Below are 13016 nucleotides of genomic sequence, written 5' to 3'. Positions count from 1 at the left end.
TCATGAAAACACTTTTTTCAATTTTCTTCATCACACTTTCAGCCACACTGGTGGCGCAGGACATACCTCAGCCCAACTGGGACGAACTCAATAAGACCAAACCCTGGGAAATCACCGAGCTCTATAAGGACGTACCCACCGTTACTCCCCGCGCCAACTCAGGAGCACCCTCAGATGCTATTGTGCTATTCAATGGGAAAGATCAAAGTCAGTGGCAAAAGGCTCAGTTTGGATCTCCGGTGAAAATGGATGGTTTTAAGGCCATGATTCCTCTGATCGATCCCGATTACAAAGGAGCACCGGCTGAATGGACGATCATTGGAGATGCCCTGGAAGTGGCCCCTGGCACCGGAGCCATTGCTACCAAAAAAGCTTTTGGGGATGTACAGCTTCACCTGGAATGGAGAGCCCCCAAAATGCCAGCTGATAAAACAGGCCAGGCCGGAGGAAACAGTGGAGTGATATTCATGGGGATGTATGAAGTACAGGTACTCAATGGATATGAAAATCCCACTTATAGCAACGGTCAGGTAGCGTCTGTCTACAAGCAGCACATTCCATTGGTTAATGCTTCTACCCAACCCGGGGAGTGGCAGACTTATGATATCATTTTCATGGCACCCAAGTTTTCTGAGAAAGGGGGGGTGGTAAGCCCGGCCAAAGTGACTGTTCTTCACAATGGAATCCTCGTTCAGAATAATGTGGAACTTTTGGGGCCTACCTGTTTCATCGGCACTCCCTATTACATAGCGCATCCTGAGAAGCTGCCATTGGTACTACAGGATCACAGTGACCGCATGCAGTTTAGAAACATATGGGTTCGTGAATTGTAACTCACATAAATCTCTCTGAGATTGCTATTTTTTTCCTTTCAAAAGCCTCCAAAATGATCCATTTGGAGGCTTTTTTGATAGAGGGACTTTTTGGTTGATTTCTGTGTTGAAATAACTAAACCCTCGTATGATTGTTGCGTATATGCATCATCTCTAAAAAAAATGAAAACGAAAATTATAGGAATCGCACTCATCGTATTACTGGGCAGCTGTAATACCAAAGTGAAGAAGGAAAATGAAAACCTCAAAGCGGAAACGTTGAAGCTGAAGCAGGAAAATGAGACGTTTCAGTCTCAAAACAAGAAACTTAATGCCTCTATAGAAGGGTATAAAGTGTTTTTGAAAGAAGTGGATGAAAACCTGAAGTCTATTGATGCCAATGCGACCATGGTGGGTAAAGTGGGTAAAGATGGAAAAGGCAACGCGGACACCAAAGAGATGATAAGGGCACGGATTGCTTCTATCAAAGCTTTGATGGATAACTCCAAGCTGAAACTGATCGCGCTGGACAGAAGCCTGAATGAGATGAGGAAAAAATACGGAGACCAGAGTGAGGAAGTTTTGGCCCTCAACAATGAAATCAAGGCTCAGGCTCGAATACTTTTAGAAAGGGAAGCGGAATTTGTAGTACTGAAAAGTGAGTTGGAAGCAGACGTGGAGGAGCTGGAGCTGGCCTATGAGAAGCAGTTGGCCCTTACACAGGAATTGAATAATATCCTGAATCGCGCCTATTATTTTGCTGGATCTTCCAAGGACTTGAAGCAAAAAGGAATCGTGGATAAAGAAGTGGATTCATCGGCCTTGGTCAGGTGAAGGTACTCAATGCCAATAGCGAAGATCAATTGTTTTCTGCTATCAGAAAAGACAGTACCAGTGCTTTGGAGTTTAATGCCAAATCGATCAAGCTCATTACCGAGCATCCCGAAGGTAGCTACAGCCTTACTTCTACGAAGGATAAAACTCAGCTGGTGATTTCGGATAAAAAGCTCTTTTGGAAGAGCACCAATTACCTGGTGGTGCAACTCTGAGTTGACAAGTGAAATTGAATAAAAAAGGCTGCCATTCGGCAGCCTTTTTTTCGTTTTATACGGTTACAGGGAGCTCTTTCTTATAGTGCTTCCTGATTTCCCAGATCTGGTGGATGTCCTGGATCAGTTTTTTCAATACATCCGGAGTGATGGCTTGTTTAGGGTCATCACCAATACCTTTTTTAGGATCGCAGTGTGATTCCACAATCACCCCATCGGCTCCATAAGCCATGGCAGCCATGGCGGCAGAAGGTACATACTTGGCTCTACCCACCGAGTGCGAAGGATCCACAATCACCGGTGCCCATGTTTTTTCTTTCAGGAGCGGTGTGATGCATTCGTCAGGATAATTTCTATATCCGTCCATAGTAGGTGATGTCCCTCTTGGGCAAAGCATCACGTCCGGGTTGCCACCTGCTGCGATGTACTCTGAGGCCGCAATGAATTCATTGACAGGTCCCATACCCATTGATCTTTTAAGCAACACCGCGATTTGCTTATCGGCAGTTTCCTGACCTACTTTTTTGAGCAGGGAGTAGTTCAGTGCGTTTCTCGCACCGATCTGCAGAATGTCTACACCTGCTTCCACGGCGATGGACAGCTGATGCTCATCCATCACTTCAGTATCCACAGGCAAACCAGTTTGCTCTTTGGCTTCAATCAATATTTTCATGGAAGCATCGTCCCCCTGAAATGCATAAGGCATTGTTCGTGGTTTCCATACCCCACCTCTGATGGCCGCTGCTCCCGCTTCCTTCATGGCGTGTGCCGACTCGATAAACAAGTTCGGATTTTTCGGGTCGATGGTACAATGACCAGCGATGATGAACGGAGCTTCACCAAGAATAATGTTCCCGATCTTAATTTTATGGTGTGCCAGCTCAGATTTAATGTCCATTAATTTAAATGGAGTATCCACTGCATCAAACCTGTCGATATAATCCAAACCGAGAATACGGGTGACCATGATGGTTTCCCGCTCATCACCCAGCACCGCATATATCGTTCTGTGGTGTCCTTCTATTGGTTGTACTCGACAGCCGTACTCTTCTACGATCGAAACGACCTCTTCAAACTGCTCTTTTGTTAACTTTGGCTCCTTTGGAATAATCATGACCCTGACTTTGTTACTATTGAATCGGCAAAAGTAAGTCACTCAGGACATAAGCCAAGAAGATTGGGGAAAATGTTACTTATAAATGGAAATATTTAGGATCAACCGAATATTTGCCGCCGTAAATTTTAAAAATCATAAAAAGGACAAAACATTAAACTACTTAGCATAACCGAGTATGAGCACGATGAAAATTAAGATGGGTTTTAAATCCGACCAGGAGTATTTTGCAGTGAATGAATCCGGCAATCGGATAGAAATAGACATGTTGGCTGCTGAAGATAAAAAGGCCATGTCGCCTATGCAGCTGCTTCTTGCAGGGGTGGTTTCCTGTGCGGCTGTTGATCTGGTGGCCATGGTGAAGAAAAGAAGGAAAACCCTCGTGGCGTTCTCCGGTGAAATAGACGGTACGAGACGTGAGGAATACCCCAAGAAATTTACAGATATTCATGTGAAGTACACATTCACTTCACCGGATTTGCAGGAGGAAGAGGCTGAAAAGCTCGTCAACCTGGCGGTAGAAAAATACTGTTCGGTGGCAGCTACGATCAACGAATCCACCAAGATTACCCATAGCCTGGAGATTTTGAGACCTTGAGATGAGCCAGTCTGATCTACTCAAAATAGCCATAGCACAGATCGCACCGGAGTGGCTTCATCGGGAAGCCACTCTGCAGAAGGTAGTTCACTGCGTCAAAGAAGCTGCTGGCAGCGGAGCAGGGCTTGTGGTTTTTGGAGAGGCTCTGGTGCCGGGGTATCCTTTTTGGGTGGAGAAGACAGACGGAGCAGTTTTTGAAAGTGCGATTCAGCAGGAGATTTTTGCTCACTATATGAATGAGGCCGTTTGTATAGAGCGCGGGGATTTGGATGGCCTGTGTGCAATAGCTTCTGAGTATGAAGTTGCCATCTATTTAGGTATCATTGAGCAGCCTCGAGACAGGGGACGAAGCCTGTATTGTACGCTGGTATACATAGATCAACAGGGTATTATTCAGTCTGCTCACCGCAAAGTGATGCCCACGTATGAAGAACGGCTCGTGTGGGCCATGGGCGATGGAAATGGTCTGGTGACTCATTCATTGGCCCCATTCACGGTATAGGTGGACTCAATTGCTGGGAGAACTGGCTGCCTTTGGCCAGGGCTACTTTATATGCACAGGGCGAAGATCTACATGTGTCTGTTTGGCCGGGTAATGACCGCAATACCAGGGACCTCATTCCGATGATTGCCAGGGAATCAAGATCATATGTGGTGGCAGCCTGCGGACTTTTTACAGATAAGGACATCACGGATGATTTACCACAGGCTCGTTTGATGAAGGATCAAATGAGCGGAACACTGGCCAACGGCGGAAGCTGCGTGGCAGCACCGGATGGTAGCTGGTTGTTGGAGCCAGTGATCGATCAGGAGGGGATCTTCTATGTGGAGATTGATCATCAGAAAGTACGGGCAGCTAGATTGACACTGGATGTTTCGGGGCACTACAGCCGACCTGATATCTTTCAGCTGGAAGTGAATCAGCAAAGGGCCTCTATTTTGAAAAAGCCACAAAAAAACCCCTGACGTTAAAGTCAGGGGCCAGCAATGATTAAAATACTTTTATGATTAATTATTAAGCAAGCTTAACATCAACTGCATTTAATCCTCTTTTACCTTCACGCAACTCGAAGGTTACTTCGTCATCCTGTCTGATCTCGTCGATAAGACCTGATACGTGTACGAAGTATTCTTTTTCTGATCCATCTTCTTTAATGAAACCATAACCTTTAGAATCATTGAAGAATTTTACTTTTCCAGTACTCATTGTAATAAAATAAATTGTTAAAAATTGGATCAAATGTAGTGAATAAATTCTTTCAAACCACAAACTGGAACAATGTTTGGTAAAGTCTACCTGAATCAAACATTAATATTATGAAAGCTACCGTACAATTTTTCGCATTAGGCCTACTGGTGATGCTAAGTTCTTGTTACTCAGAGACCAGTATTGGACCACAGGGTCCCACAGGTCCTCAAGGCCCTATTGGTCCCAAGGGAGCTGACGGTCAGTCGGGGTTCGTTTTTGAATGGGAAAACATCAACTTCACAGCTCCCGACTATGAAGTAATACTGGCTTATCCGGACAACTTCGAAGGGTTTGATTCTGACGTAGCACTGGTTTATTTTTTATGGGATACATATACCAATGCCAATAATGAAGTGGTGGAAGTATGGCGCCAATTGGATCAGACGCTAATCACCGATGATGGGTTGCTGATCTACAACTACGACCACTCTAAATATGATGTGAGGTTATTTCTGGATGCTGAGTTTCCGCTGGATTGGCTGGGGGCAATAGATACGGATGCCTGGATTGCCAGGGTAGTGGTGGTGCCCGGCGAATTCTGGAATTCCGGTCGAGTGGATTTCTCGGATTACGCGGCAGTAGAGGCAGCTTTGGGGTTGCCAAATCTCACCCAGAAGAGAGCAATTACAGATAGGAGAGAATGATAGACTTTACACACTCAAACAAAAAGGCGCCCGCAAAATTGAAAATTTTGCGGGCGCCTTGTTTTCAGTCAATCCAATTTGGATTAACGACCTTTTAAAAAGCTTATTTATCTGGTTGAGGAGTCATTCTCAAATAAGGTTTAATGATGGTGTGTCCTTTCGGGAATTTTGCCGGAATGTCTTCCGTCTTGATTGCCGGAGTGATCACCACATCCTGTCCCTGTATCCAGTCAGCCGGAGTAGCCACACTGAAGTTGGCAGTCAGCTGCAGGGAGTCAATGACCCTCAGGATCTCTGCGAAATTACGTCCGGTGCTGGCCGGGTAGGTAAGCGAAGCCTTGATTTTCTTATCCGCACCAATGAAGAATACCGAACGAACGGTCGCAGTAGCGGAGGCATTTGGGTGGATCATATCATATAGATTGGCCACCACTCTATCCGGATCAGCAATGATCGGGAAGTTCACTTCGGTGTTTTGCGTCTCATTGATGTCTTTGATCCAGCCCTGGTGAGACTCCAGATCGTCCACGCTTACTGCCAGAACTTTCGTGTTTCGCTTGGCAAATTCCGGTGCCAACTGGGCCGTTCTTCCAAGCTCTGTAGTACACACAGGGGTATAGTCAGCAGGGTGTGAGTAGAGGATTCCCCAACTATCTCCCAACCATTCATGAAAATCAATCGCACCTTCAGTGGTTTCCACCTGAAAGTTGGGTGCATCATCTCCAATTCTTAAAGCCATAATTTGATGTAAAGTTTATTGTTGAAAATTTAGGTTTGGCAAGTTTAACGCCGCTCCTCTAAAAGAAGTTTGCGTAAACCGTATAATTATTGGGAAACTGGATATAATTTATGAAGTATGAAATTGGATCAATTGATCAATCGTCGGAGCGTAATTCTCTTTAGTTTGTTTTTCGTCATGGCAGTAGTGGCCTTTTGGGGAAGCTATTTTGCTCGACTCACGGCTCAGACCGACTATCGTCTCCATGCACACGGTATAGGCATGATCCTGTGGTGTATGCTATTGATCACTCAGGCTTATCTCATTCGCACTCATAGGCGCGGGTTGCACAAGCGGCTTGGGTGGCTTTCATATCTTCTGATTCCCTACATTGTCTTTACTACGTTGAATCTGATCCATTTTCAGATGCGGGGACTGGATAGGGTGACCAACCTGCCCATGTACGCACTGGCCTTGATCATCAATGCCATCATCGTATTTGTGATTATTTACGGTCTGGCTATCTACCACAGAAAAAGACCTCTGGTTCACGCCAGGTATATGTTGGCTACTATATTCCCCATGTTTACTCCGGTAACGGATCGCCTGATATACGGATATTTCAGGCCGCTCATTGAATGGGTACCCAGGATTGATCACGCCCCTATCGTTCCTGTTATTGGATTTGCTCTTGCCGATATTATTGTAGTAGGGCTGGCTATCTGGGATTGGTATGCCCACCGGAGATGGAATGTCTTTCCGGTAGTACTCGTCCTACTCCTCATCTACCATTATTCCGTACTCAATTTTTATCGTTTTGAGTTTTGGCGCTCCCTTTGCGAATGGTTTGTAGCGTTGTGATTTACCTATATCAAAACTCTACAATTTCAAATTCCGTTCGACGGTTTTTGGCGCGACCTTCCTCCGTGCTATTGTCGGCGATGGGCTGTGTTTCTCCATAGCCTTTGGCTTTGAGGCGGGTTTCTTCAATTCCCGCCAGTTTCAGGTATTCCATCACGGCATTGGCTCTTTTTTGAGAAAGAGAAAGGTTGAGTTCATCTGACCCCAGGTTATCGGTGTGGCCACCTACTTCTATGATCATGGTGGCATTGTCCTTTAATAAGTCCGCGGCTTTGTTGAGCTCCACATAGCTGATGGGTTTAAGCTCCGCTCGCCCACTTTCAAAGAATATATTGTTCAGTACTACCTTGGTTCCCTTCTCGATTGGCTCGAGCATGATATTAAGGCTGATCTCCTGATAGGTGGTATCCTTAGGTAATTCAAAGCTCTGTGAATAGAAGAAAAAGCCCTTACTACTGGCCGAAACACTGTAGTCTCTGCCGGCAGGCAACACCACCAGGTATTCGCCACTGGATGAGTTGCTTTTGTTGACACTGATGAGCTCTCCTGAGTTGATGTCTTCTATGAGCACCACTGCTTCCAGCGGTGCACTGGTTTTGGCGTTGGATACGATCCCCTGTACCACCACGGTAGGCTTGGGTTTCAGGTGATCAGGAAGTTCTATCTGAAAGATTTCATAGTCTTCTCCATTTAGCCGTGAGGAAGAGAAATAACCCATGCCCTCTGCCGATATACTAAAGTTGGTGTCATCCCCGGAGGAGTTGAGCGGAGCACCCAGGTTGATGGGTTTGGACCATTTACCATTTTCAAAAATGCAATAGAAGATGTCCATACCTCCAAATCCCGGGTGGCCGTTGCTGGCATAGTAGAGGGTTTTGCCATCGGGCGCCAGGTAGGGGCTGTTTTCGTTGAAAGGTGTATTCACTGTACCACCCAGATTTTGCGGGACGCCCCATTCGCCCAGGTGATTTTTTTCCACCATATAGATATCAGAGCCGCCATAGCCACCCGTTCTTGCGGAGGTAAAGATGATGCGGTTACCATCCGAACTGATGGTAGGCTGGGAGTCCCAGTCGTCACTATTGACCACATTTCCCATATTCATGGGTTCGGACCAATCAGTGCCTACGAGCTGGGTAATGTACAGGTCACAATTGCCGATACTCTCTTTGTCTCCACAGCGCACATAGACCATCATTTGTCCGTCGCCGGTAAATGCCGATCCGAAATCATCCCCCATGGAATTCAGTGGTTCGGGAAGTAGTTTCGGAGCACTCCATGTGCCGTTTTCGAGGATGGAAAAATAAAGGTCCTCACCAAAATCCATCATGCGCGTACTGTCGTCGAGGTTGTCAAATCCGCCCTGCCGCACACTGGTGAAGTAGAGCCTTGTGCCTGTAGGGTTTACCTGCGGCATGTAGTCTCCCGATGGGCTGTTGATGGCACTCAGGGGCACAGGGTCCGTCATGCTCTTTGGAAGCATTCTCAGACCGGGACTTTCTCGGGCATAGACCAATTTGGTAAGAGCCTGGTGTCTGCTGAGCTGATCTTTCGGTTTATTGGGATACTTTTCTAAAAATGCTGTTGCCGCATTCTGAGCGTCTGGTAGTTTGTCCAGTTCGATCAGTGCTCTGCACGCCTCGTAGTAAAACCACGGGTTGTAATTGGGATTGAGCGCTTTGAGTCTGGAAAAAGAGTAGACGGCTTCTTCCCACCTTCTGGCGTAGTTGAAGGTGAGCCCCAGTTGATACCAGGCGTCCTGATAGTCGTTTTTCAGATTGACCGCTTCTTTGAAGTCAGCAATGGCTTTGTCCAGATTACCCTGGCTCAGTGCTTTGTTGCCATTCAGAAATGATACTTTAGGATCCTGTGCCTGCACAGTGATCGTGAGCATCATACAGATAGATAGTGCTAGTGGTTGGATGAGTTTTTTCATGGTTCTAAGAATGATTCAAGAAATTACTTAATTAATCCCATAAACCAAAGTCTAACTCAAACCATGTCACTTTAAGACCCGAAGTAGCTTATCCATGATACCGGCATCATGTGGATGGGCGCTACTTTCGGCAAGCTGATAGGTGGTGAATTGCCCACCATATACCCGGGCCTTGGCGTGTTTTTCTGCCCCTTCGGCTAGTAGGAGATTCACCATTTCAGGCAGGTTGTCGGGGACCACCTGCCTTCTCATTTCCACACCATTGCTACCGCAGTAGATGAGCAGCGTGGCCTGGTGTCCAAATGGAGACCTGGCTTTGATCAATGCCGGATGAGTGCTGAGTAATTGACTCAGGTGCTCCACCTCTCCACCCAGTAGCAGATCTATCGCTTTTTCAAATTCCAGGTTGAAAGAATTTTCAGAATGCCGCTCTACCTCTTCCCAATCCTCAAACCCATGGAGTCTGGCCACCGTGGTACGTGCGTCCAGCATGGTAAAGGCATAGTTGAATATTTCACTAATGCTTTTACCTGCGAACTGAGGGAGGCCATTGCGGATTTCCACGAAGGCAGCATGGAGGTTGGTTCGGTGTGCATGTAACAGTTTTTCGGCCGAAGCGGTCAAAAAATCAATCACCAAAGGAGTGGCTGATAAGTCCTCTGTGAGGTCTGAATAGAGCTCCTGAATAGAGGATATATCCTCATGAATGTAAACGTGAGATGCAGGCGGCATTTCGTAAGTAACAAAATTTATCCCTGTAAATCAAGAGGTTAGCGTTACCACCCGGATTGTAATCCGCTCAGTATAGCGTTGTTGTACTTTTCCTTGTCAAACTTATAAAGCAGCGGTGCCTTATGAGCCCCTCCCTTACGCTGAAGGTCAGTTTGAATCAGAATATCGTAACTCAGCATTTTCCTTCTGAAGTTTCTCCTGTCCAGGGACTTCTCCAGTACGGTTTCATACAGGGCTTGTAGCTCTGGCATGGTAAAGTGCTCGGGTAGAAGATTGAGCCCTATTGGTTGATCATTAAGTTCCTTTTTCAGAGTTTGGTGAGCTTTTTTCAGGATTTGAGCATGATCGAGCATCATTGGCGGAAGGTCACTGAGTGGCCGCCAATCGCAGCGCTCGCTGGTGAGGTCAGGAGTGGGGGCCTTCACCCGAGAGTATTCTACCAGTGCATAATACCCCACGGTAACAAATCGTTGATCAAACCATCCTTTCAGTTCCGGTGGGATCACCCCTTTTTTGACCATGGTGTCGGAGTGGCTCGGTTCGATCCTATCGACATCTCCAAAGAGGTGAAATTGCTTGAGGAAAATATGATCCAGACCAGTTCGCTTTTTTAATACACGTACGGCTTCAGAGTCTACGTCTTTATCCTTCTCCACAAATCCTCCTGGCAATGCCCACCGGTCGTCCTTTTTGAGCTTCAGAAGTAAAACCTTCAGCTCGTTTTCGTGAAATCCAAAAATCACACAGTCAATAGATAAACCAGGGTGGAAATTTTCTGTCTGCATACGCACTTATCCTTTTCGCAGGCAAAGTTGATGAAAAATAATGATTAAGTATTATGTTTGTGTCATAACGACGCAATAAGGAAACATAGCTATGAATAAATTTTATACCCTCAGTCTGCTCATCCTGTTGGGATGCGGCACTGAAAATCAGGAGTCAACCTATTCTGATTTAAATAAAAATGGGAAAATGGATCTCTATGAGAATCCCAAAGCTTCCCTCGATGAGCGTGTGGCTGATATCATGCCACGGCTTTCTCTCGAAGAAAAAGTGGGGTTGGTCGTGGGCATGGGTATGAACATTCCCGGTATGTCCATGGCAGAGCGTAAGGATAAAGTGCAGGGTGCAGCGGGCAGTACCTTGGAACTTCCATCTTTGGGTATTTCGTCTATCGTGCTGGCAGATGGGCCTGCGGGATTGAGAATAGACCCTGTTCGTGACAGTTTGGATAACAATACTTACTACTGTACTGCATTCCCGATCGCGACGGTACTTGCTTCCACCTGGAATCCTGATCTCGTGAACCGGGTGGGACAGGCTATGGGCAATGAAGTGAAAGAATATGGGGTAGATGTTTTGCTGGCTCCGGCTATGAATATCCACAGAAGTCCTCTGGCGGGTAGAAATTTCGAATATTTCTCAGAAGATCCGGTATTGAGTGGGAAGATGGCGGCCGCCATTGTGAATGGAGTAGAGTCAAATGGTGTTGGTACCTCTGTGAAGCATTTTGTAGCCAATAATCAGGAGACTAACAGAATGCAGATCAACACTATAGTGAGCGAGCGGGCGATCAGGGAAATCTATTTGAGAGGATTCGAAATCGCAGTAAAGGAAGCCCAGCCCTGGACCATCATGAGTGCTTATAATCAACTCAATGGAACGTACGCTTCACAGAATGGTGAGCTTCTAAATACTGTATTGAGAGAAGAGTGGGGCTTTGAGGGCCTGGTGATGACTGATTGGTTTGCGGGTAAAGATGCGGTGGCACAGATGAAGGCGGGGAACGATCTGCTGATGCCCGGAAGACCAGATCAGCGCCAGGCCATTCTCGCAGCTGTATCGGATGGGGTGTTGAATGAGGCCGTGCTGGATGAAAATGTTCGTCATATTTTAAAGATCGTATTACAGTCTCCATCGTTTTCAAGATATGCTTATAGTGATCAGCCAAACCTCAAGGCCAATGCTGAATTGGCACGAGAAGCAGCTGCAGAAGGGGTGGTTTTGCTTAAGAATGATGGCGCATTACCTCTGAAGGACTCCAGTATAAAAATTGCCGCCTTTGGAAATGGTTCTTATGATTTTATTGCAGGAGGGTCGGGTAGTGGTGACGTGAATGAGGCCTACACTGTTTCCCTGGTTGAGGGGCTGGGCAGGGCTAAGTACCTGGTGAGTGGGGCACTTAGGGAGGATTATCAAAAGTATATCGCACAGGAGAAGGCCAAGCAGCCGGAAAAGAAATTTTTCTTTGAGTTACTTCCACCCATAGCGGAGCGACCCTTGCAAAAGGCAGAAATAGCGGCCCATGCCAGTGAAAGTGATCTGGCACTGATCACGATAGGTAGAAACTCTGGTGAGTTTCAGGACCGGACATTGGATGGCGATTATTACCTCACTGATGCTGAAAAGGAACTTATTCGCAATGTATCGGCCGCTTATCATGCGATAGATAAAAAGGTGGTATTGGTGCTCAATATTGGCAATGTGATCGAAACAGCCAGCTGGAGGGATCAGGTAGATGCGATTGTGCTGGCATGGCAAGGTGGGCAGGAGGCTGGCAATGCGCTGGCGGATGTGCTGATCGGTGCAGTTAACCCGAGTGGAAAATTGCCTACTACCTTTCCGATGGCCTATGAAGATATTTTAAGTACCAAAAACTTTCCGGGTAAAGCGCTGCCTGGCGCAGAAGAAGTGATGATGGGGCCTATGTCGCTGGGCAAGGCTTCCGAGGTGGTATACGAAGAGGGGATTTATGTCGGATATCGATATTTCACCACCTTCGGGGTGAAAACAGCATATCCATTTGGATATGGACTTTCGTACACCTCATTTTCTTATGATGGGCTTGCATTGGGTTCAGAGTTTTTTCAAGAAAGGATGTTTGTGTCGGTGGAGGTGATCAATACCGGCGATACTCAAGGAAAGGAATCTGTGCAATTGTATATCACTGCTCCGGGGACTTCTATGGATAAGCCTGCGCTTGAGTTGAAAGCTTTTTCAAAAACCAGGGTTCTAAAGCCCGGTGAACGTGAAGCACTCAACTTCAGTCTTGACGCCCGGGATCTCGCTTCATTTGACAGTGACCGCTCAGCATGGGTGGTAGAACCCGGTGAGTATAGTGTGAAAATAGGGGCTTCCAGTGAAGATATAAGAGCAGAAGCCAAATTTCAGGTGGTTGAAGAAATCATCGTGGAAAAAGTAAATAAGGTGTTGGTTCCGAATAGGGCCATTCAGGAAATCACCAGGAAATAGTTGTTGTTCAAATTAGTAGATTGAAGGCCCGGCTCGGAGAGCCGGGCCTTC

The 13016-nt window shown here is 46.5% G+C and carries 15 protein-coding genes; 9 read left to right on the top strand and 6 right to left on the bottom strand.

From position 1 onward, the window contains the following. Positions 1-2 precede the first annotated feature (2 nt). The 3 genes from GV030_RS18685 (at position 3) to GV030_RS18675 (ending at position 1861) form a co-directional block, all read left to right on the top strand. A complete protein-coding gene (locus GV030_RS18685; protein WP_159584881.1) occupies positions 3-833 on the top strand; it encodes a DUF1080 domain-containing protein in 831 nt (276 codons plus the stop codon). A 162-nt stretch (positions 834-995) separates the two neighbouring features. After that, positions 996-1646 carry a hypothetical protein gene (locus GV030_RS18680; protein WP_159584880.1) on the top strand — a complete coding sequence of 217 codons (651 nt, stop codon included), beginning with the start codon at positions 996-998 and terminating at the stop codon, positions 1644-1646. After that, positions 1643-1861 (top strand): hypothetical protein, encoded by a 219-nt coding sequence (locus tag GV030_RS18675; protein WP_159584879.1) that lies wholly within the window; start codon positions 1643-1645, stop codon positions 1859-1861. Before GV030_RS18680 ends, GV030_RS18675 begins: the two co-directional genes overlap by 4 nt. Before the next feature lie 55 nt (positions 1862-1916). Here the strand turns inward: GV030_RS18675 and GV030_RS18670 are convergent, their stop codons facing one another. Continuing rightward, positions 1917-2975: a 3-deoxy-D-arabino-heptulosonate 7-phosphate synthase gene (locus GV030_RS18670; protein WP_159584878.1), complete on the bottom strand. Its 1059-nt coding sequence runs from the start codon at positions 2973-2975 to the stop codon at positions 1917-1919. Between the two features lie 187 nt (positions 2976-3162). Here GV030_RS18670 and GV030_RS18665 point away from each other — a divergent pair, with 187 nt between their 5' ends. The 3 genes from GV030_RS18665 to GV030_RS21635 are packed head-to-tail and all read left to right on the top strand — an operon-like array spanning position 3163 to position 4539. After that, entirely contained in the window at positions 3163-3573 is a 411-nt protein-coding gene (locus tag GV030_RS18665) for an OsmC family protein (protein WP_255465555.1), read from the top strand. 1 nt (position 3574) lies between these two features. Continuing rightward, positions 3575-4075 carry a nitrilase-related carbon-nitrogen hydrolase gene (locus tag GV030_RS21640; RefSeq protein WP_255465554.1) on the top strand — a complete coding sequence of 167 codons (501 nt, stop codon included), beginning with the start codon at positions 3575-3577 and terminating at the stop codon, positions 4073-4075. Next, positions 4015-4539 carry a nitrilase-related carbon-nitrogen hydrolase gene (locus tag GV030_RS21635; RefSeq protein ID WP_255465553.1) on the top strand — a complete coding sequence of 175 codons (525 nt, stop codon included), beginning with the start codon at positions 4015-4017 and terminating at the stop codon, positions 4537-4539. Before GV030_RS21640 ends, GV030_RS21635 begins: the two co-directional genes overlap by 61 nt. Positions 4540-4588: 49 nt before the next feature. On the opposite strand, the gene GV030_RS18655 is transcribed toward GV030_RS21635, so the two are convergent. Continuing rightward, a complete protein-coding gene (locus GV030_RS18655; RefSeq protein ID WP_159584877.1) occupies positions 4589-4780 on the bottom strand; it encodes a cold-shock protein in 192 nt (63 codons plus the stop codon). A 110-nt stretch (positions 4781-4890) separates the two neighbouring features. Between GV030_RS18655 and GV030_RS18650 the strand changes: the two genes are divergently transcribed. Continuing rightward, a complete protein-coding gene (locus GV030_RS18650; protein ID WP_159584876.1) occupies positions 4891-5466 on the top strand; it encodes a collagen-like protein in 576 nt (191 codons plus the stop codon). Between the two features lie 103 nt (positions 5467-5569). On the opposite strand, the gene GV030_RS18645 is transcribed toward GV030_RS18650, so the two are convergent. Continuing rightward, on the bottom strand, positions 5570-6205 hold the full coding sequence (locus GV030_RS18645; protein WP_159584875.1) for a peroxiredoxin: 636 nt from the start codon (positions 6203-6205) through the stop codon (positions 5570-5572). A 117-nt stretch (positions 6206-6322) separates the two neighbouring features. On the opposite strand from GV030_RS18645, the gene GV030_RS18640 reads away from it, so the two are divergent. After that, positions 6323-7045: a hypothetical protein gene (locus GV030_RS18640; RefSeq protein WP_159584874.1), complete on the top strand. Its 723-nt coding sequence runs from the start codon at positions 6323-6325 to the stop codon at positions 7043-7045. Between the two features lie 10 nt (positions 7046-7055). Here the strand turns inward: GV030_RS18640 and GV030_RS18635 are convergent, their stop codons facing one another. From GV030_RS18635 to GV030_RS18625, 3 genes are all read right to left on the bottom strand, one after another. Beyond that, positions 7056-8981 carry an OmpA family protein gene (locus tag GV030_RS18635; RefSeq protein WP_159584873.1) on the bottom strand — a complete coding sequence of 642 codons (1926 nt, stop codon included), beginning with the start codon at positions 8979-8981 and terminating at the stop codon, positions 7056-7058. A gap of 66 nt (positions 8982-9047) precedes the next feature. Further along, the gene (locus tag GV030_RS18630; RefSeq protein ID WP_159584872.1) at positions 9048-9713 is read right to left on the bottom strand and encodes a hypothetical protein; all 666 of its coding nucleotides are present in this window, start codon (positions 9711-9713) and stop codon (positions 9048-9050) included. Positions 9714-9757: 44 nt separating this feature from the next. After that, positions 9758-10498 (bottom strand): NUDIX domain-containing protein, encoded by a 741-nt coding sequence (locus GV030_RS18625; RefSeq protein ID WP_159584871.1) that lies wholly within the window; start codon positions 10496-10498, stop codon positions 9758-9760. A 91-nt stretch (positions 10499-10589) separates the two neighbouring features. Between GV030_RS18625 and GV030_RS18620 the strand changes: the two genes are divergently transcribed. Beyond that, entirely contained in the window at positions 10590-12965 is a 2376-nt protein-coding gene (locus tag GV030_RS18620; RefSeq protein WP_159584870.1) for a glycoside hydrolase family 3 N-terminal domain-containing protein, read from the top strand. The last annotated feature ends 51 nt before the right edge of the window (positions 12966-13016 follow it).

This window comes from Marinoscillum sp. 108 (assembly GCF_902506655.1).
GTDB classification, from domain to species: Bacteria; Bacteroidota; Bacteroidia; order Cytophagales; family Cyclobacteriaceae; genus Marinoscillum; species Marinoscillum luteum.
This window is presented reverse-complemented; position numbering and strand designations above follow the sequence as displayed.